Source organism: Enterococcus silesiacus, assembly GCF_001886225.1.
GTDB classification, from domain to species: Bacteria; Bacillota; Bacilli; order Lactobacillales; family Enterococcaceae; genus Enterococcus_L; species Enterococcus_L silesiacus.
In genome coordinates, this window is the sequence record NZ_JXLC01000034.1 from 15,300 (window position 1) to 36,582 (window position 21,283).

General features: G+C 37.6%; 17 protein-coding genes. 1 reads left to right on the plus strand and 16 read right to left on the minus strand.

All coding sequences use genetic code 11. The annotated features are described in order from the left end of the window. Positions 1 to 21: 21 nt before the first annotated feature. The 5 genes from pflA to RV15_RS16875 form a co-directional block, all read right to left on the minus strand. On the minus strand, positions 22 to 786 hold the full coding sequence (pflA, locus tag RV15_RS16855) for a pyruvate formate-lyase-activating protein (protein ID WP_071879166.1): 765 nt from the start codon (positions 784 to 786) through the stop codon (positions 22 to 24). 65 nt (positions 787 to 851) lie between these two features. Continuing rightward, a complete protein-coding gene (pflB, locus tag RV15_RS16860) occupies positions 852 to 3,098 on the minus strand; it encodes a formate C-acetyltransferase (RefSeq protein WP_010764931.1) in 2,247 nt (748 codons plus the stop codon). A 293-nt stretch (positions 3,099 to 3,391) separates the two neighbouring features. Beyond that, positions 3,392 to 5,857 carry a DNA topoisomerase IV subunit A gene (gene parC / locus RV15_RS16865; protein WP_071879167.1) on the minus strand — a complete coding sequence of 822 codons (2,466 nt, stop codon included), beginning with the start codon at positions 5,855 to 5,857 and terminating at the stop codon, positions 3,392 to 3,394. A 12-nt stretch (positions 5,858 to 5,869) separates the two neighbouring features. Continuing rightward, positions 5,870 to 7,948 (minus strand): DNA topoisomerase IV subunit B, encoded by a 2,079-nt coding sequence (gene parE / locus RV15_RS16870; protein WP_071879168.1) that lies wholly within the window; start codon positions 7,946 to 7,948, stop codon positions 5,870 to 5,872. Positions 7,949 to 8,070: 122 nt separating this feature from the next. After that, a complete protein-coding gene (locus RV15_RS16875; protein WP_071879169.1) occupies positions 8,071 to 8,496 on the minus strand; it encodes a CoA-binding protein in 426 nt (141 codons plus the stop codon). A 116-nt stretch (positions 8,497 to 8,612) separates the two neighbouring features. On the opposite strand from RV15_RS16875, the gene plsY reads away from it, so the two are divergent. Next, on the plus strand, positions 8,613 to 9,245 hold the full coding sequence (gene plsY / locus RV15_RS16880) for a glycerol-3-phosphate 1-O-acyltransferase PlsY (protein WP_071879170.1): 633 nt from the start codon (positions 8,613 to 8,615) through the stop codon (positions 9,243 to 9,245). A gap of 42 nt (positions 9,246 to 9,287) precedes the next feature. Here plsY and RV15_RS16885 read toward each other — a convergent pair whose 3' ends face one another. The 11 genes from RV15_RS16885 to lepB all read right to left on the minus strand — a co-directional run bounded on the left by RV15_RS16885 (position 9,288) and on the right by lepB (position 21,145). After that, positions 9,288 to 10,163, minus strand: coding sequence for an aldose 1-epimerase family protein (locus RV15_RS16885; protein ID WP_071879171.1), 876 nt, complete (start codon positions 10,161 to 10,163; stop codon positions 9,288 to 9,290). Positions 10,164 to 10,175: 12 nt separating this feature from the next. After that, complete coding sequence (codY, locus tag RV15_RS16890; RefSeq protein ID WP_071879172.1) at positions 10,176 to 10,967, minus strand: GTP-sensing pleiotropic transcriptional regulator CodY; 792 nt, start codon at positions 10,965 to 10,967, stop codon at positions 10,176 to 10,178. Between the two features lie 183 nt (positions 10,968 to 11,150). Further along, positions 11,151 to 12,554, minus strand: a complete 1,404-nt coding sequence (hslU, locus tag RV15_RS16895) for an ATP-dependent protease ATPase subunit HslU (RefSeq protein WP_071879173.1) — start codon at positions 12,552 to 12,554, stop codon at positions 11,151 to 11,153. 15 nt (positions 12,555 to 12,569) lie between these two features. Next, entirely contained in the window at positions 12,570 to 13,118 is a 549-nt protein-coding gene (gene hslV / locus RV15_RS16900) for an HslVU peptidase proteolytic subunit (protein ID WP_071879174.1), read from the minus strand. 146 nt (positions 13,119 to 13,264) lie between these two features. Continuing rightward, positions 13,265 to 14,164: a tyrosine recombinase XerC gene (gene xerC, locus RV15_RS16905; protein WP_071879175.1), complete on the minus strand. Its 900-nt coding sequence runs from the start codon at positions 14,162 to 14,164 to the stop codon at positions 13,265 to 13,267. Between the two features lie 256 nt (positions 14,165 to 14,420). After that, the gene (trmFO, locus tag RV15_RS16910) at positions 14,421 to 15,746 is read right to left on the minus strand and encodes an FADH(2)-oxidizing methylenetetrahydrofolate--tRNA-(uracil(54)-C(5))-methyltransferase TrmFO (RefSeq protein ID WP_071879176.1); all 1,326 of its coding nucleotides are present in this window, start codon (positions 15,744 to 15,746) and stop codon (positions 14,421 to 14,423) included. A gap of 67 nt (positions 15,747 to 15,813) precedes the next feature. After that, on the minus strand, positions 15,814 to 17,892 hold the full coding sequence (gene topA, locus RV15_RS16915) for a type I DNA topoisomerase (RefSeq protein WP_071879177.1): 2,079 nt from the start codon (positions 17,890 to 17,892) through the stop codon (positions 15,814 to 15,816). 120 nt (positions 17,893 to 18,012) lie between these two features. Beyond that, positions 18,013 to 18,894, minus strand: coding sequence for a DNA-processing protein DprA (gene dprA / locus RV15_RS16920; RefSeq protein ID WP_071879178.1), 882 nt, complete (start codon positions 18,892 to 18,894; stop codon positions 18,013 to 18,015). 67 nt (positions 18,895 to 18,961) lie between these two features. Beyond that, positions 18,962 to 19,729: a ribonuclease HII gene (locus RV15_RS16925; protein WP_071879179.1), complete on the minus strand. Its 768-nt coding sequence runs from the start codon at positions 19,727 to 19,729 to the stop codon at positions 18,962 to 18,964. Continuing rightward, positions 19,719 to 20,582 carry a ribosome biogenesis GTPase YlqF gene (ylqF, locus tag RV15_RS16930; RefSeq protein ID WP_071879180.1) on the minus strand — a complete coding sequence of 288 codons (864 nt, stop codon included), beginning with the start codon at positions 20,580 to 20,582 and terminating at the stop codon, positions 19,719 to 19,721. The genes RV15_RS16925 and ylqF overlap by 11 nt, the downstream gene beginning before the upstream one ends. An 8-nt stretch (positions 20,583 to 20,590) precedes the next feature. Continuing rightward, the gene (gene lepB / locus RV15_RS16935; RefSeq protein WP_071879181.1) at positions 20,591 to 21,145 is read right to left on the minus strand and encodes a signal peptidase I; all 555 of its coding nucleotides are present in this window, start codon (positions 21,143 to 21,145) and stop codon (positions 20,591 to 20,593) included. Positions 21,146 to 21,283: the final 138 nt, after the last annotated feature.

Genomic DNA, 21,283 nt, shown 5'->3' on the forward strand with positions numbered 1-21,283 from the left:
GCTCTTTTCTATTTTTATAAACTATCTTGTCGCGTATCTTTGATAGTCATTGACATGCAGCAACTTTTTAGCATTTGCTACGCGGTCTTCTTTAGGTGGTTCGATCCCCTCTAGTGGATACGCTAAACCTAATTCATCCCATTTGTATTTTCCCATCGTGTGATACGGTAATACTTCAACTTTATCCACATTGTTCAATGTTTTAATAAAAGAATCTAAACGAATTAAATATTCATCGTAATCACTACGTTCTGGAACTAAAACGTGACGAATCCAAACAGGTTTACCAATCTCAGAAAGATATTGAGCCATTTCTAGAATATTTTCATTGCCTAATGAAGTAAGTAATTTATGTTGTTCGTTATCAATATGTTTGATATCGAATAACAACAGATCCGTATAGTTCATCAGTTCTTGAAATTCACTGAAAAAAGGTTCTTCTCTTGTGAATGGTTTACCACAAGTATCGATTGTTGTATGTATTCCTTTTTCCTTGGCTTTTTTAAACAAGTCAGTTAAAAATTCTAATTGAAGTAAAGGTTCGCCCCCACTGACAGTGATTCCGCCTTTTTCGCCCCAATATGAACGATATTTGATTGCTTCGTCTAAAACTTCATCAGTAGTGACTTCACGCCCACCAGACCCGATTTTCCAAGTGTCAGGATTATGACAAAATTGGCAGCGCATGCGACAACCTTGTGTAAATACGATGAAACGAACGCCGGGTCCGTCAACGGTGCCAAAATTTTCTGTAGAGTGAATTCTACCGATAACAGGAGTTGTCATTGTTTGTTCCCCATTTCTTTTAAAAAAAGGGATGACACGAGGCCACCCCTTCAATTGTTTGTCTATTATAGTCTATCGTGTGAAGTTCTTGAGATAACATCTGCTTGTTGTTCAGGCGTTAAGTCACGGAATTTCACGGCATATCCAGAAACACGGATTGTTAAGTTAGGGTATTTTTCTGGATGAGCTTGTGCGTCTAATAATAATTCATTTGTAAACACGTTAACGTTCAAGTGATAGCCACCTTTATCAAAGTAGCCGTCCATTACATTACGTAAGTTGTCAATTCTTGTATCATCATCTTTACCTAATCCATTAGGATTGATTGTTTGTGTATTAGAGATTCCGTCTAACGCACTTGTATACTCTAATCTAGCAGTTGAGTTAAGTGATGCTAAAAGACCATTTTTCTCACCTAAGAATTTACCGTCTTGATAACTTGGGTTAGCACCTGGTGCTAACGGTTTACCTGCACGACGTCCGTCAGGTGTATTACCTGTTGCTTTACCATAAACAACGTTTGAAGTGATTGTTAATAGTGATGTTGTTGGTTTCGCATTGCGGTATGTGTGTTGACGTCTGATTTGAGTCATGAAATACTCAAGAATCCAGTTAGCCATTGCATCTGCTTCTTCATTATCGTTACCATAAGTTGGGAACTCATTTTGAGGAACATAATCAATTGCTAAACCATCTTCATCACGGATTACTTGTACATTACCATGTTTGATCGCCATTACTGAGTCAGCAGCATGTGAAATCCCTGCAATACCAGTTGCGAATGTACGTTGTAAGTTGCTTTCCATGAAGGCTAATTGAGCTGCTTCGTAAGAATATTTATCATGCATGTAATGAATAACGTTTAAAGTATTTACATACAATTCAGCTAGCCAATCCATGATGTCTTTGTAACGGTCGATAAATTCATTGTAGTCTAAAGTATCGCCAGTCATTGGACGGAATTTAGGAGCTACTTGCATTTTAGTTTTTTCGTCTACTCCGCCGTTGATTGCATAAAGAACAGCTTTTGCTAAGTTCGCACGAGCGCCGAAGAATTGCATATCTTTACCCATCACTGTTGCAGACACACAACATGCGATCGCACAGTCGTCAGATCCCCAGTTAGCGCGTAATAAGTCATCATTTTCAAATTGGATAGATGAACTTTGTTTTGCAATTTTAGAAGCAAAAGTTCTAAATCCAACTGGTAGATGTGAAGAATATAACACAGTTAGGTTTGGTTCAGGTGATGGTCCCATGTTTGTTAATGTGTGTAAAATACGGAAATCACTCTTTGTTACTAATGAACGTCCATCTAAGCCCATACCAGCGATTGATAATGTTGCCCAGATTGGGTAACCAGAGAATAATTGGTTATATTCAGGCGTACGAGCAAATTTAACCATACGTAATTTCATGATCAAGTGGTCGATCATTTCTTGTGCGTCAAATTCAGTGATCACACCAGCTTCTAAATCACGTTGAATATAGATATCTAAGAATGCAGAAATACGTCCGATAGACATAGCTGCACCATTTTGTGATTTGATGGCACCTAAGTAACCAAAGTATAACCATTGGATTGCTTCTTTAGCATTTGCTGCGGGTTTAGAAATATCAAAACCGTAAGTTGATGCCATTTCTTTAAGGTCAGCCATTGCTCTGATTTGTTCAGAAATTTCTTCTCTTAAACGAATTACGTCATCTGTCATGACTTTGTTACCAGTGTTACTTAAATCTTTTTTCTTCTCAGCAATCAAGAAGTCCATACCGTATAAAGCAATACGACGATAGTCACCAATAATACGACCGCGGCCATAGGCATCAGGAAGACCTGTAATGATTTTATTTTTACGAGCAGATCTCATTTCTGGTGTATAAGCATCGAAAACACCTTGGTTATGAGTTTTTCTCCATTCTGTGAAGATTTTAGACATTTCTGCATCTACTTCATAGCCATTTGAAGTTAAAGAATTATTCGCCATGTTGATACCACCAAATGGCATGAATGCTTGTTTCAAAGGTACATCAGTTTGTAAACCAACGATTGTTTCTTCTTCTTTGATTAAGTATCCAGGTTCATGAGAAGTAACTGTTGCAGGAATATTTGTGTCCATGTCATATACACCATTTTTTTCATGCTGTACTTCAAATAGTTCCTGTAATTTCGTCCATAGTTTATCAGTACTTGGTGCGATTGGCTCTAGGAAAGAATCATCACCTGTGTATTCAGTGTAGTTTCTTTGGATAAAGTCACGTGTGTCTACTGATGTTTGCCATTTGTCGCCTTTAAAGCCTTTCCATTGCTCCATTTTGGGGCCTCCTTAGTATGCTGAAATCTATTGTAACAGCTTTATGTGATTAGTATAACACATCACATTTTTTATGCAAGCCTTTCCTTACTATATTTTGAACGAATTATCTTTTTTTCGATTAAAATACAATCGTAATCCTTTAGTATCAACGTTTTTAATTTGTGATTATTTTAACTAACTTATTTCTATCTTCTTTAATAAGTAAGAAATCTGTTATAAAAAAACAGTAATCTGTACTAGTACAGATTACTGTTTTTGCTAATTCTATAGAACAGAGGAAATTATTCTTGTCATTCTGTTTCCGTTTTTGGCTCTAACTCTGCTGTGTGCATTTCATGTACTTCTAAAATTTCTCCATCTTGTTTCTCATCAAGCATAAAGGAACCATTAGAAGTTCGATCGTTGATTGGATGCTTTTGAGAATCAATTGTATACTGTTTACCATTTTGCGTGGTTACTAACAGCTCTAACGGACTGCTTTCAGACATAAATGTTACACGGTGAGGATTTTTTTTCAATTCTCTAAGAACCATCAATCCTCGCTTAGCACGGCCGAGTTGCGGTAATTCTTGTGCAAGCATTCGTTTAATGCTTCCTCGTTGTGTTAATAAGACAACCGGTGTATCGCCACCTTCATGAACTAGCAAGCCGTTAACGACATAGTCTTCTTCTTTCAAGTTCATGGCTTTAACACCAGCAGCTTTAGCTCCTACAACCGGGACTTCTTCTAACGGATAGCGTAAACCAAATCCTCGATGACTAACTAGAAAGACATCTAAAATCTTTTGTTCATTCGTTAAATAGACATTTACGATTTCATCTGTTTCAGATTTTAGCTTCATACAGTTTGTCGGACGAGTCTTATACGTTCGCCAAGGTTCGAAGTCAGTCATTTTACTTTGTTTGATCATCCCTTCTTTTGTCATGAAAACAAAAGTTTTCGTTGGGGAAAGCTCTTTATAGGTATAAACAGCAATGATCGACTCGTCGACTGAAAGATTCAAAATAGCTTGTGAAATATGTTCACCTATTTCTTTCCAGCGTAAATCTGGCAGTTCATGAACGGGTCGATAGATCACATTTGCTTTGTTTGTAATTAGTAAAATATGATCAAGCGTATTGACTTCACCTGTATAGAGTAAGAAGTCACCATCTTTCATTCCTACCTCTTCTGGTTTTGATGCACTGTATGAGCGTACACTACTGCGTTTGATATAACCTTCATGTGTAACCGTCACAACTACATCTTCTTGAGCAATCAAGACAGTTGTATCGATCTTGATTTCTTGGATTTCGTCTTCGATTTGTGTTAAACGCGGATTGCCGTATTGTTTTTTGACTTCGCGTAATTCTTTTTTCATTACGTTAAACAATTCTTTTTCATCACTCAATATTTTCGTCAATTCAGTAACAAGCTGATTTAACTCTTCCGCTTCTTTTTCAAGCTGAGTGATATCTGTGTTTGTTAAACGATATAATTGCAAAGTAACGATAGCTTCTGCTTGTTCTTCAGTAAAGGCATAGGCTTTGACTAAATTCATCTTAGCATCTTTTTTATCTTTACTGCCACGGATGGTTTCGATCACTTTATCTAGGATCGATAAAGCTTTGATCAAACCAGCAACGATGTGTTGACGCTTTTTAGCCTTATTCAGTTCAAATTGACTACGATTGGTGATGACTTGTTTACGATGGGCAATATAACTATCTAAAATGCGTTTTAGACCGACTTGTTGCGGTGTCATGTTATCGATTGCGACCATGTTGAAGTTATAGTTGATTTGTAATTCAGTATTTTTGAAAAGGTAGTTTAAAATCCCTTCAGCATTTGTATCTTTTTTTAGCTCGATCGCAATTTGCAAGCCCGTTCGGTCACTTTCATCACGAACTTCGGCAATGCCGTCGATTTTTTTATTTAAGCGTACTTCGTCCATCTTCTTAACTAGTGTTGCTTTGTTGACTTCATAAGGGATCTCGGTAACAATGATTTGCTGTTTGCCACCTTTTAAAGGTTCAATTCTAGTTTTAGAGCGAAGAATCACTTTTCCGCGTCCTGTTTCGTAGGCTTTTTTGATTTCTTCTTTTCCTTGTAGAATTCCACCAGTTGGGAAATCAGGACCTGGAATGAATTCCATCAATTTATCTAATGTCGCATTTGGATGATCGATCAAATAAATTGTACCATCAATGATCTCAGCTAAATTGTGCGTAGGAATCTCTGTTGCATAACCTGCTGAAATCCCGGTTGAACCGTTCACTAATAAATTAGGGTATTTTGCGGGTAAAACAGTCGGTTCTTTTTCGGTATCATCAAAGTTCCAAACAAAATCGACTGTTTCTTTTTCGATATCTCTTAACAGTTCACCACTAAGTTCAGACAACCGAGCCTCAGTATATCGCATTGCCGCTGGTGGATCCCCATCCATACTCCCGTTGTTTCCGTGCATTTCGATCAGAACTTCGCGAAGTTTCCAATCTTGGCTTAACCGAACCATTGCTTCGTAAATACTACTATCACCATGAGGATGGTAATTCCCCATAATATTTCCGACAGATTTTGCGGATTTTCTAAAACTTTTCTCGAAGGTATTGCCATCTTTGTTCATAGAAAACAAAATTCTACGTTGTACGGGTTTTAGCCCATCACGAATATCAGGTAGGGCCCGTTCTTGAATGATATATTTGGAATATCTTCCAAAACGATCGCCCATTACTTCTTCAAGAGTTAATTCTTGAATATCTTGGCGTTTTTCCAAATTCGTCACTCCCTACTCTAAATCGAATAAACTGATTTCATCTGCTGCTTCTGTCTCTGCATTTTTACGTTCAGTCTCTTCTTTTTTTTCTTCATCTAGTACTTCATTTGATATTGATGGAGAAATCTCCGTTTCGCCATCTTTTCTATCTAAAATGCTGCCATCTTCTTCTAATGTGAATTGTACGTGGCGTTCGATCCATTTTCTTCTTGGCTCCACTTTATCACCCATAAGCGTCGTTACACGGCGTTCTGCTTGGGCAGCATCATCTATTCTAACTCGAATCAACGTACGTGTCTCAGGGTCCATTGTAGTCTCCCACAGCTGATCTGCGTTCATTTCCCCTAAACCTTTGTACCGCTGAAGCATATAGCCTTTGCCAACTTGTTCCGTCACGTTAGATAATTCTTCATCTGTCCAAGCATATTCTGTTACTGCTTTTTTGCCGATTCCTTTTGATACTTTATAAAGTGGCGGTAATGCAATATAGATTTTACCTGCTTCGATCAGCGGTTTCATATAACGATAAAAGAATGTTAACAGTAAAACTTGGATGTGCGCACCATCGGTATCCGCATCGGTCATGATGATAACTTTATCGTAATTACAGTCTTCTATTGAAAATTCTGGACCAACACCTGCTCCGATCGTGTAGATCATTGTATTGATTTCTTCATTTTTCAAAATATCCTGCATCTTCGCTTTTTCAGTATTTAACACTTTCCCTCGCAACGGTAAAATCGCTTGGAACTTTCTGTCACGCCCCTGTTTTGCTGAGCCACCGGCAGAGTCTCCTTCGACTAAATACAATTCATTTCTCTTAGGATTACGTGATTGTGCTGGTGTTAGTTTACCCGATAAAAGAGATTCCCCTTTTTTCCGTTTTTTGCCATTTCGGCTTTCTTCACGAGCTTTACGTGCTGCTTCACGGGCTTCACGAGCTTTGATTGCTTTACGAATCAATTGTTGGCTCATTTCACTGTTTTCTTGTAGATAAAAGCCCATTTGCTCCCCGACCACGTTATCAACTGCATTACGTGCTGTTGGTGTACCGAGTTTTTCTTTGGTTTGCCCTTCAAATTGCAATAAGTTTTCTGGAACACGGATCGACAATACTGCTGCCAATCCTTCGCGGAAGTCACTGCCTTCAAGATTTTTATCTTTTTCTTTTAGCAAACCGACTTTTCTTGCGTATTCATTATAGGCTTTCGTCATGGATGATTTCATCCCTACTTCATGAGTCCCACCATCTTTTGTCCGTACGTTATTTACAAATGAAAGAACATTTTCTGAATAGCCATCATTATATTGATAAGAAAGCTCCACTTCGATCCCATCTTTTTCACCTGAAAAGTAGACGACAGGTGTTAATGTGTCTTTTTCTTCGTTAAGATAGGCCACAAATTCTTTGATTCCTTCATCATAATGGAAGATTTCTTCTTTTGGTTCTTCTCCTCTAAGATCTGTTAGAGAGATTTTTACACCCTTTAATAGAAATGCAGATTCTCTTAAACGCTCTGCTAATGTATCGTATGAAAAATGGATGGTAGAAAAAATGGTGTCATCAGGAAGAAAAATCACGGAAGTTCCATTCTTTTTATTCGTTTTTCCAACTTTTTTTAAAGTTCCAACAGGTTTTCCACCGTTTTCAAATCGTTCCATGTATTCAACACCGTCACGAACAATGCGCACTTCTAACCAACTAGATAGAGCATTCACTACACTGGCACCGACACCATGTAATCCGCCGGAAGTTTTGTAACCACCTTGCCCAAATTTCCCACCAGCATGCAGAACTGTAAAGATTACTTCTACAGTTGGAATGCCAGATGCGTGCATCCCGACAGGCATGCCGCGTCCAGAGTCAGTGATTTTGATACTATTGTCTTTTTGGATCGTCACGCTGATTTCATTTCCGTAACCGGACAATGCTTCATCCACTGCGTTATCAACGATTTCATAAACTAAATGATGTAATCCACGGCTGTCTGTGGAGCCGATATACATTCCTGGTCTTTTTCGTACAGCTTCCAATCCTTCTAAAACTTGGATGGAGGCGTCATTGTATTCATTGTTTACTTTTTTCGCCAAAGAAAAAACTCCTTATTCTTGAATTATAGGGCCAAAGGCCACATCATTACAATAATACTCTAAAAGCTCTCAAAAAAAAAGAGCTTTCCTAAACGGCCACTCTTTCTTAAGATTATTTACATCTATTTCGGCATTTCAGCTAATTCAATTTTAATGCAGCGATTCATTATAATAGCACTTCTTCCTGCTTTTTTCAACATTTCAGCAGCTTCTTCACTTTCCAGACCTAATTGGGCCCAAAAGACTTTTGCATCTGTCTCAATGAACTCTTTCGCAACGTCTGGTAAAAATTCGCTGCGGCGAAAGATGTCAACGATATCGATTTGCCCAGGAACATCTTGCAATTTTTCGTAAACTTTTGCACCAAGAATTTCTTGTCCTGCAAGTATTGGGTTTACCGGAATGATCTCATAGCCATATTCTTGCAGTAATTTTGCTATTTTATAACTTGTTCGTTCCTCTTTTGCACTTAATCCAACAATTGCAATCCGCTTAGCTTCTTGTAGGTATTGGATTATTTGTTCTTGTGATGGGTTTTCGACAGACATTTTAGTCATCCTTTCTCATTTCTCTCAATTTCATTATACAACGAATATTTAATTATTGTTAGCTGTTTCTATTCATGATAAAATAAATGCTAGTTTGAACAGAAAGAGGTTGCTCAATGAAATTTTTCGTGCTATTGATTATAGCTTATCTACTCGGTTCTATTCCTTCTGGTGTTTGGGTGGGAAAACTCTTTTTTAAAAAGGACCTTCGTCAATTTGGCAGTGGCAATACAGGAACGACAAATACCTTTAGAGTGTTAGGTAAAAAAGCTGGCATAGCGGTTTTGCTAATGGATATTTTAAAAGGAACATTAGCCACTAGTTTACCACTGCTGTTTTCTTTAAACGTTAATCCTTTAGTGTTTGGGGTTGCGGCAGTTCTGGGTCATACGTTTCCAGTTTTTGCAAATTTTAAAGGAGGAAAAGCTGTTGCAACAAGCGCAGGGATGCTTTTGGCTTACAATCCAGCATTTTTTGTCTATTCTGCTTTAATTTTTATTATTATGTTATATATTACCAGCATGGTGAGTTTAACTAGTATGATCAGCGCTGTATTGATTACTCTTTCAACAGTGATTCTCCCATTTGCGATTCCGGCCATATTGCCTCGGTTTGACTGGTTATTGACATTAATTGCACTAGCTTTAACGATTTTTATTTTCATCCGTCACAAGGATAACATAAAGCGAATCAAAGACGGCACTGAAAGTCGTGTCCCTTTTGGATTAGGCGTAAAAAAAGAAAACTAAAAACTAGGACATGAAGTTTAGGATACTTCATGTCCTAGTTTTTCATTTAGCAGTAAGTGTGTATTGTGTCTTAAAGACATCTGATGCAGGTAATTTGTTGATTCCTTTTTTGTCAACAAGTTTTCCAGTTGCATTTATTTCGTCAGCTATACCGCACCATGGTTCAATACAAACGAATGGCGCTTCTTGTGGATAAGGAGACCAAATTCCCACATAAGGCATATCTGTGTAACTTAAACTAATGCTATGCGGGCCTTCATCTGATTCGATCGTAAAAGTGTTAGCGCCCTTGGTTTCAAAAATAATCGCATCATCTTTGAATAGTTCTCTGCGAATATCAAGACTAGTATTCGTTTGTCCCAATGTTTTATGTTCAAAATCTGCAAAAGGTCCTACTAAAGGAATTTGAGTGCGAGATTTCTTAGGAGAAAAACTTAAATAGTAATCATCAAATGTTAAGCCTTGTTCTAAAGGAACATTGAACGCAGGGTGACCACCTATTGAAAAATACATATCGGCATTTCCTGTATTTTCAACTTGGTAATTAACCACTAAGTTATCGGCTTCTAGTGTATAAGAAAGAATCAATTCAAAATCAAAAGGATAGACTTCCTTCGTTTTTTTACTACTTCTTAGCGATAATGAAACAAGTTCAGCTCCATGCTCGATAACTTCAAAAAGGCTATCTCTAGCAAATCCGTGCTGACTCATAGGATATGTTTTATTGTCATAAGTATATCGATCGTCTTTTAAACGCCCAACTACTGGAAATAAGACCGGAGCATGACGCCCCCAAAAAGTTGGATCACCCTGCCAAATATACTCGATATTATTTTTCTTTGACTTTAAACTGATTAATTCTGCCCCATCTTCTGCAATGGTTGCGATTAAAAATTCATTTTCAATTTGTACAGTCATGTCCATTGCCTCCTATTTGTTATCTTTTTCCAGTTCTTTGATAAACTGTTTGTTTAATACTTTCAGATAAGTCCCTTTCATTCCTAGAGATCTTGATTCGATGATTCCTGCAGACTCCAATTTTCGTAAGGCGTTGACAATCACTGAACGTGTGATTCCGATTTCATCAGCAATACTAGACGCTGTCAGTCTACCCTCTTCACCATCTAAAGCTTTGAAAATCGCTTGGACAGCTTTTAATTCACTGTAAGATAACGTATTGATTGCCATTTGTACAGCAGTTGCGCTACGGACATTGGCTTCGATGTTTCTTGATTGTTGGTAAAGGATCTGCATCCCAACAACTGTTGCACTATATTCAGCTAAGACTAGATCTTCATCATCAAATGATTGTTCTACTCTAGCTAAAATAATTGTTCCTAAACGTTCACCCGCACCAAACATGGGTACAATCGTTGTTAGCCCAAAAGGATATTTTTCACGAAGTTCAACCGGAAATGCGGTTAAGTCACTTGTGATTGAAATGTTCGCTTCTGTTTTGATTAAGTTGTCAGCAGCATCTGTATAGCTTTGCGGAAACCGTTTTTCTTCAAACATATGCTTCACTCGTGCATTATTCACATCTAGTTTTTCGTTGTACCCTAACAAAACGCCTTCGTTACTTATAATGTAGGCATTACTTTCCAGCACATCACCTAAAATTACCGCCATCTTGTCATAAGGCAAATCGGCTTTTTGATCAAAAGTGTTTTTCTGTTGTAAAAGCTTGTTGATCTGACGGGTTTTCTCTAATAAAGTAGTCATTTTTACTCCTCCTAATTTTAAAAGCGAACTGGGCTTGGCCATTTCTCGACTGAAAAATAGGAAATTATGACTGAGGTGTTTTTTGCCTCAGTCATAATTTATCTTTTTTCCGAGAGACTAGCCCATATAGCTAGCTAAATTTAAAAGCTGAAAGAGCTCGTTCAGCCATAAATCCAGACAATCCTACAGAATGTAACGGCTTAGATCTTCATTTTGAACAATACTGTTCAATTTTTCATTTACATAAGCTTCTGTTATTGTAATCTCACCCATTTGCATATCTGGCGCTTCGAATAATAGGTCTTCCAATAAGCGCTCCAGAATCGTATGCAGACGGCGAGCTCCGATATTATCGGTGTCACGATTTACGTTAAAAGCAATATTAGCGATTCGCTCAATAGCTTCCTTTGTAAAGATCACTGTGACATTTTCAGTACCAATTAAGGCAATATATTGTTTAATCAAAGCGTTATTCGGCTCTGTTAAGATTCGGACGAAGTCCTCAGCACTAAGGTCATCTAATTCAACTCGAATTGGGAAACGACCTTGTAATTCAGGGATTAAATCACTTGGCTTAGACAAATGAAATGCGCCAGAAGCAATAAATAAAATGTGGTCTGTCTGGATCGCACCGTATTTTGTGTTGACTTGTGAACCTTCAACAATGGGTAAAATATCGCGTTGCACGCCTTCTCGGGATACTTCACCTGAGTTTTGTTGGCTTTTTGAAGTGATTTTATCAAATTCATCAATAAAAATGATGCCGCTACTTTCAGCTAAACGAATCGCTTCACTATGAATATCGGCTTCTTTGACGATTTTAGCAGATTCCTCTTTTACTAATAATTCTTGTGCTTCTTTCACAGTGACAGTGCGTTCCACTTTTTTCTTAGGTGATAAAGCTCCTAAGGTTTCGTTTAGGTCGATCCCCATTTGTTCCATCCCGTTATTCATTGCAGGCATCGTTTTTTTAGGTTCCTCGATCTCGATAGTTACTTCACGATTGTTCAGTAATCCTTTTTCTAGTTGTTCCAAAATCGTTTTGCGATTCACTTTGATCTCTTCGGTTACTTCTTCTTGAGATTCTTGGGGTTGTTGCGCACTATTGAACATTTGCATCATTTGTTCAAACTGATTATTTGATGTTTGCTTTTGCTCTTTTTTGATTCCAGGTACTAGAACTTTGACTAAACGATTATTCGCTTTTTTTAGGGCCTGAGAGTACACTCTGCTATATTGTTGTTTTTCAACGATTTGAATCGCATTTTCAACTAGATCACGAACCATTGATTCGACATCTCGCCCAACGTAGCCAACTTCTGTAAATTTAGTCGCTTCTACTTTGATAAAAGGTGCATTGACAATTTTCGCCAAGCGTCTAGCAATTTCTGTTTTTCCGACACCTGTAGGTCCGATCATCAACATATTTTTAGGTGTTACATCTTGCTGCATTTTCTCTTCAAGTTGTAAACGGCGGTATCTATTTCTTAAAGCAACTGCAACGGATTTTTTAGCTGTTTCTTGTCCAATGATATATTCATCTAGTTCTGTTACGATTTCTCTTGGTGTTTTATTTAATTCGTTCATGGTCGTTGTCCCCCATTATATTTCTTCTACAATGATATTGTGATTTGTAAACACGCAAATATCTGCTGCGATATTCAGTGCGTTTTTAGCGATTTCTTTGGCAGACATTTCTTTATCGCCGTAGTGTTTCATAGCACGAGCTGCAGATAGTGCAAAGTTACCACCAGATCCGATTGCTAAGATACCATCATCTGGGGTAATGACCTCACCTGTACCAGAAACCAGCAGCATCTCTTTCTCATTCATCACGATCAACATGGCTTCTAATTTTTGCATTGATTGTTGCGTACGCCATTCTTGTGCTAATTCCACTGCTGCTCTAGTTAAATTACCATTATATTCATTTAGTTTACCTTCAAATTTTTCTTCTAATGTAAAAGCATCTGCAACACTTCCAGCAAAACCGACAACTACTTCATCGTTATAGATTCTACGAACTTTTTTTGCAGTTCCTTTCATGACAACTGATTCGCCCATTGTTACTTGACCATCACCGGCCATTGCAAATTTTCCGTCTTTTTCAACAGCACAAATCGTTGTTGAATGAAATTGTGATTCAACCATTATAGTTCCTCCTAATTTAAAAGCGTAGCAGGCTCGTTCAGCCTCGACAGAAAAATAGGGAAATATGAGGTGGCGCTTTTTACCACAATCATATTTTATCTTTTTTTCGGGCGATTAGCCTGCGAAGCTAGTCAAAATACCACCCGTTATGCACGCGGATGAAATGTTCGATAATTTTGTTGTAAGCTTTCTTTTGTTACATGAGCATAAATTTGTGTCGTTGATAAATCAGAGTGCCCCAATAATTCTTGGACAGTCCGCATATCAGCTCCATTATTCAACAAATGCGTTGCAAACGTATGACGCAACATATGAGGATGAATATCGCTATTTAAAGTACTTTTTTTGATCAGCTGATTCAAAACATATTCAATTCCTGTTGGCGTGATTTGTTCACCATGATGGTTAACAAAGACAAACGCATGTTCTTGATGATATTTTTCCATCAAAATAGCGCGCCCGTTTTCCAAATACTCCTTTAAGGCATCTTCGGCAAAAGAACCAAAAGACACATATCGATCCTTGTTACCTTTTCCGTGAATCAATAAGACGTTTGCAGAAAAATCAATTGCCTGCAAGGTTAGGTTAGTACATTCACTCACTCGGATGCCAGTACCATAAAGAATTTCTAATAATGCTTGGTTCCTTAAGTCTAAAGGTTTTGCCCCCCTAGCACTCTCAAATAAAGCATCCATCTCTTTTTCATAGAAGAAGCGAGGAAGTCGTAATTGCTTTTTCTTCATGTGTACATATGAAAAAGGATTTTCTTTGATGACTTCATTTTTAAGTAAGAACTGATAAAATGAGCGTAAGCTGGCAATTTTTCTGCTGATAGAATTTCGACTATATTCTTTGTCATAAAGAACACTGAGATAGGTACGAATATCCAAATGATCAACACTTAAATAATCAGCTTCTCCAGAACTCTTCAAAAAATCAAAAAAATTGAGCATATCTTCTTCATAAGCAATCTTGGTTTTTTCAGAATAACCGCGTTCAACAATCAAATAATTTAAAAACAGCTCTGACCAGTTTTTCTCTTGCATATACCTTCCTCCATTAAATTACAAAGTAACTTTAGCATAACCATTTTGAAAAAACAAACGAATTGTCAGAATTTAATCAATATTTTCAAATTTGGTAACAATTTATTCATATTTGACTTTAATTACTCATAAATTATAAGCATAATTTAATTTAGTGTTCGCTTGTCGTAGACAAATAAAAAGACCGAAACATATGCTAACTCCAAAAATTCTAAGTTTTTGAAGTTGGCGCCTCTGTTTTGGTCTTCTTGTTATTTTATTTTGTTTGTTCTACAAGGTTCATTTCTTCTGTCACTTTTGCTAATGTTGTTAACGCTCTATCAGCAATCGCTTCATAGCGTTCCTTTTTATCGCGAATTCTTTCAGGCAATTCAGGGAATAGACCGAAATTAGCATTCATTGGTTGAAAATGTTTGCCTTCTGCGTGAGTGATATAATAAGCCATGCTTCCTAATGTAGTTTCTCTTGGAAAGACAACTGGTTCTTCACCTTTGGCTAAACGGGCAGCATTCATACCGGCCAACAAGCCACTAGCCGCACTTTCTACATACCCCTCAACACCCGTCATCTGTCCGGCGAAGAATAGATCCTCTCTTTTTTGAGCTTGATAGGTTGGTTTTAATAGTTCTGGTGAATTCATAAAACTATTCCGGTGCATAACACCATAACGGACAAACTCAGCATTTTCTAAACCTGGAATCATTTGGAAAACGCGTTTTTGCTCGCCCCATTTTAAATGCGTTTGGAAGCCAACAAGATTGTATAATGAAGCTGCGGCATTATCTTGACGCAATTGAATCACCGCATACGGACGTTTGCCGGTCTTCGGATCTTCTAAGCCCACAGGTTTCAAAGGACCAAATAGCATCGTCTTGATTCCGCGTTTGGCCATTACCTCAATCGGCATACAGCCTTCAAAGAATTTCTCCTTTTCAAACGACTTTAACGGTGCAACTTCTGCAGAAATCAACGCTTCATAAAATGCTTTAAACTCTTCCTCTGTCATAGGACAATTTAAGTACGCCGCTTCACCTTTATTGTATCGCGATTTCAAATAAACTTTATCCATATCGATAGTCGCTTTATCCACGATTGGTGCCGCAGCATCATAGAAGTAAAAACCGTCTGAGCCGTTAAACTCTTTGATTTGATCAGCCAAAGCTTCTGATGTTAATGGACCTGTTGCGATAATGACGATGCCTTCTGGTATTGCCGTGATTTCTTCATTTTTTACTGTAATTAACGGATGGTTTTTGATTCTATCAGTGATCTCTTGTGAAAAAGTATCACGATCCACTGCTAAAGCTCCACCAGCAGGTACTGCAGTTTTATCCGCACTAGTGATAATGATGGAATCTAAGCGACGCATCTCTTCTTTTAATACCCCGACAGCATTGGTTAAATTGTTGCCTCTAAGTGAGTTTGAGCACACTAACTCAGCAAAATTTTCTGTCTGATGAGCGGGAGTATTTTTTACAGGACGCATTTCATAGAGTGTTACAGGTACTCCGGCTTGCGCAACTTGCCAAGCGGCTTCACTGCCAGCTAGACCTGCGCCGATAACTGTTACAGCAGTAGTCATATATTTCCTCTTTTCTTTAAAAAACCAACAAAATTATGCTGGTTTTTAAGCTTCTTTTTTTCAGTATTTATTTTTGAACGTTTTCCTCGTAATCGCCATTAATACATACGACTTGCTTGCCGCCTTTGACTTTTTTCTCGACGAGATACTGTCCACATTTTGGACATGGTCGTCCGATTGGTTTGTCCCAAGAAGTAAACTCACAATCTGGATATCGACTACAGCCATAGAATAATCGATTCTTTTTAGATTTACGCTCGATCACTTGACCTTCATTACAAACAGGACAAGTCACACCGATTTCTTTGACGATTGCTTTAGTATTTCGACATTCTGGGAAATTGCTACAAGCGAAAAATTTACCGTAGCGACCTAATTTGATTACCATTGGATGGCCACAAAGGTCACAATCAAATCCAGCTGGTTCATCTTTAATTTGGATTTTTTCGATTTTTTCTTCTGCATTGGTCAATTCTTTTTCAAATGGACGATAGAAACGATCAACAACTTCGACCCATTTTTCTTTACCTACACCAATTTTATCTAAATCGCCTTCCATTGAGGCCGTAAAGTGAACATCGACGATTTGCGGGAAGAATTCAACGATTAATGAATTAACGATTTCACCTAATTCAGTCGGTTCAAAACGTTTATTTGTTAGTTTAACATAGTAACGTCTTTGGATTGTTTCCAAGGTTGGCGCATAGGTCGATGGACGTCCTACACCGTTTTCTTCTAATGCACGAATCAAGGTTGCTTCACTGAATCTTGCTGGTGGCTGTGTGAAATGCTGTTTAGGCTCGATATCAAGAGCATTAACTTTGTCCCCTTCGATTAAATCAGGTAGAATATTTTCTTTATCTTCTTTCCCATCATCACGGCCTTCAACATAGACTTGCATAAATCCTTTGAATTTCACTTTAGCACCATTTGCGATAAAAATAACGCTATTTTGCTCTAAAGTGACTTTCATCGTGTCCAATACAGCTGGGGTCATTTGGCTAGCAACAAAACGTGACCAAATCAATGTATAAAGCTTTAATTGATCTTTATCTAAATATTGTTTTATTTCATTTGGAGCTCGTAATACGCTTGACGGACGAATTGCTTCGTGGGCATCTTGAGCACCTTGAGCATTTTTGGCTTTACGTCCACCGTGAGCAGAGAATTCACTGCCATATGTTTTTTCAATATATTCTGCGGCTTCTCCCTTTGCTGAATCAGCTATCCGCGTAGAATCGGTACGCATATAAGTAATCAATCCTACAGTGCCTTGTTTTCCTAAGGCAATTCCTTCATACAACTGTTGTGCGACCATCATGGTTTTTCGTGTTCTGAAATTTAATTTTCTGGCTGCTTCTTGTTGTAAACTACTAGTTGTAAAAGGCAACGCCGGATTACGCTTACGTTCTTTTTTCTCAACTTTTGTTACATCATACTCTTTACCTTTGATTCGAGTAGTCACTTCTTTTACTGCTTCAGCATTTGGTAATTTTTTCTTTTTGCCATCTAGGCCCCAGAAATTTGCTTTAAACTTCTTCTTAGCTTTTTGAAAATTACCATCAATACTCCAATATTCTTCAGGAATAAATTTGCGAATATCATTCTCACGATCGATGATGATTTTAAGTGCAACAGATTGAACTCGGCCGGCACTCAAGCCTTTTTTGACTTTACGCCAAAGAATTGGGCTCAGTGAATAACCAACTAAACGGTCTAAAATACGACGCGCTTGCTGAGCATCAACCAAATCTAAATCTATCGTACGTGGCTCTTTAAAAGCAGATTTTACAGCTTCTTTAGTAATTTCGTTAAATACGACACGGTTTTTATCTTTCAAATCTAAGCCAAGAAGGAAAGACAAATGCCAAGCAATGGCCTCTCCTTCTCGGTCTGGATCGGCTGCGAGATAAACTTTTTCAGCTTTTTTAGCAGCAGCTTTTAAACTTTTGATGACATCGCCTTTACCTCGGATCGAGATATAGTGCGGTTCATAATTATTTTCAGTATCAACACCCATTTTGCTTTTTGGTAAATCTCGAATATGCCCAACACTGGCCACAACCTTATAGTTTTTTCCTAAATATTTTTCAATCGTTTTGGCTTTAGCTGGTGATTCTACAATAACTAGATATTTATACGCCATTCAACGTGTGGCTCCTTTCGGTTTTTGTGTTTCTTCTATTATATATATCAAAATGTAGAGAACTCACAAATCGTACTTCATCATATCTATTCGTTAAAGGTTTGTCAAGGATTGATGCAGTTAAATTGAAAAAAGGTGAATTTCTTCTAGGATGTCTTGAGAGCAAGTAGTGCATTTTGCCCCCTCTTGAATCAAGCCATGACAGCCGTCAGATTGGGCTTCAAATAGATTACCTGGTACAGCAAAAACTTCACGACCATACTCTAAAGCCGCTTGTGCTGTAATCAAAGAACCGCTTTTTTTTCGTGCTTCGATCACGCAAGTTCCTAAACTTATACCAGCGATAATTCGGTTGCGCATGGGGAAATGATATTTTCTAGGACCTGTACCGTTCGGATATTCACTGATGACTAACTGGTCTGTCATCATTTTTCGTTGAATATGGGCAGTTTCTTTTGGGTAGCAAATATCTAAACCTGTTCCGATAATACCAATCGTATTTCCACCATGTTGCATTGAGACTTGATGACTAACACTATCAATTCCTTTGGCCAATCCACTGACGATTGTAAAATCATTTCTGATCATATCAGGAATCAACTCGCGGACAACATTTATTCCATAAACTGAAGCTGCTCTTGCTCCAATAAAAGACAGACAATTATTTTTTAAAAGTTCTATGTTTCCTTTATAAAATAATAGAACCGGACAGTTATAGATTTGTTTTAAGTAATAAGGATAAAACGGGTCTAAAATAGTGATAAATGTGTGTTCTAATTGGTACTTAGTTAACTTATCAGATTCTTTTGTCCAATGATCCCATGACTCTGAAAATAATTTCTGATACGTTGTGATACCAGCGATTTGGATGATTTCTTCCTTTGAAAAATTGGTACAGTTATTATATTTCATTGAGAAGTCTAATACTTTTAGTATTCCTAAATTGCCAATACCATTACAAACTGCTAGTTTAAATAATAAATTTCGTTGTGTGTCTTCCATAAAAAAACCTTCTTTCACAAATACTTGTTATAGTAAGTATCCGCAAAAAAAGGCGCTTTTCATTTTTTTAACACAGGTTTTTAATTGGAGCAAAGGTTTTTCTGTGAATCGCACAGATTCCTTGCTGTTGGATTCCTAGTAAATGTTCTTTTGTTCCGTAGCCTGCATTATGTTCAAAGCCATATCCTGGATACATCTTAGCATAGTCTTCCATCAAGCGATCACGAACAACTTTAGCTACAATACTTGCAGAAGCGATCGATATAGAACGAGCATCCCCTTTAATAATACTTTCTTGTGGAATGTTAACATCTAACTTCATTGCATCAATTAATAAATAATCTGGAATAAAACACAAATCTTCAAGGGCTATCCCCATCGCTAGTTTTGAAGCCTGGTAGATGTTAATTTCATCAATCTTATTATGGTCCACCATGCCGATTCCAATTGAAATGGCTTGATTTTGAATCTCATTATAAAGTTCATCTCTTTTTTTCGCAGATAACTTTTTAGAATCATTTACTCCAAGCAAGTTGAATCCTTCTGGAAGGATTACTGCTGCGGCAACAACAGGACCTGCTAAAGGTCCACGGCCTACTTCATCGATCCCAACAATTAAACGATGACCTTGAGCGTGAGCTTTGTTTTCAAACTCTTGCATTTCTGCAAATAGCGCCAATTCCTTTTCATGGCGTTGGATTCGTCGATCCCACTGAGCCAAAGCCTGTTGAACACCGCTACGTTCATCCTTTTTCCATTGGTCGATTCGTTCGTCATCTCTTGTCTCAATCGTAGCTAAGGCTGCTTTAATTTGCTGAATTGATTCAGTTTTCATCTTTTAGTGCTCCTAATTCTTCCCAACGATCTAAAGTATATGGTCCTAATTTGCTGCTGCGGATTTCCTGAATGATCATTTCACTTGCTCGATCATAATCATCACGATAGCCGCGTTTTTGACTGATCAACATCAAAAGTTCGGCAGCGGGTAACAACGTATCTGCTTCTGTTAAATTATAGCGTTCAACCAAACGCTGAGGGTAAAATCGTGAAAAAAATGATAATCCATATATCGCAAGATCATCTAAATGTAGTAATTGATCTTTGATAGCACCTGTCAGTGCCAGTTTTTTTCCGATTTCTTGGTCTTCAAACCTAGGCCACAAGATCCCTGGTGTATCAAGTAGCTCTAAATCTGTACCGGAACGCAGCCACTGCTGCCCTTTTGTCACACCCGGTTTATTTCCTGTCTGTGCGATTTTCTTTCCAACTAAGCGATTCATCAGAGTTGATTTGCCAACGTTAGGAATACCGATACACATGGCACGAATTGCTCGCGGTTTTACTCCTTTTGATCGTTCTCGATCCAGTTTTTCTTTCAACGCTTTTTTTGCTTCTGGTACAATCTTATTGATGCCTTTGTTTTGTTGCGCATTGATGATCAAAGTATGATAGCCTTTTTCTTGAAAATAATGCTGCCACTTTTGATTCTGCTCCTTATCAGCTAAATCCCCTTTATTCAATAAAATCAATCGTGGCTTTTGTTGGACGATTTGATCCATCATCGGATTTCTTGATGAGAGCGGAAGTCTAGCATCAATCAATTCAAAAACAATATCCACATATTTTATTTTTTCAGATACTTCTCTTCTGGCTTTTGCCATGTGTCCTGGAAACCATTGTATTGTCATTTTATCACCTATCTTGGTATGAATTTCATATGTGTTATGGGGTAATACACAAACTGAGCTTTTCCTAAAATATACTTACTCTCGACTGCACCAAAAGAACGACTGTCTTTTGACATTCTCCGGTTATCTCCTAATACAAAATAACTATCTTTGGGTAATACATCTGTTGTGATAAGATCACTTAAATTAAAATTAGTTGTGTAAGGAGCCGTCTCATGATCTTTTTTGATATTTTTTTCTAAGAATGGTTCTTCAACAGGTTTCTCATTAATATATAGTTGATCATCCTCGTAGCGAACAGCATCTCCAGGTAGTCCAATCACGCGTTTAATATAAATTGCTCCGTTTGGCAACTTGAATACGACTACGTCAAAGCGCTTAATCGACGTAAATTTTTCCATGGCAATCATGTCCCCTTGACTCAACGTTTTTTCCATGGAATTTCCGTCTACAGGAACAGGGATTAGAATAAAACCTCTTAGTATAAATAACAACAGTAAAGAAGGAATGAGCAGTTTCATGAAAAAAATAAAGGAGCCAATATACGATTTTCGTTTTTCCACTATTACTCTCTCCCTTTTGCTTGCTGGTTCTATTATAAAGGAAAAACACTAGAAAAAGCGACTAATTTAAAGTAAAAATTGTGGCATAATTAAATAAAAGATGGAATAGGTGCGAAAAAGGGCTTTTTTTCACATACA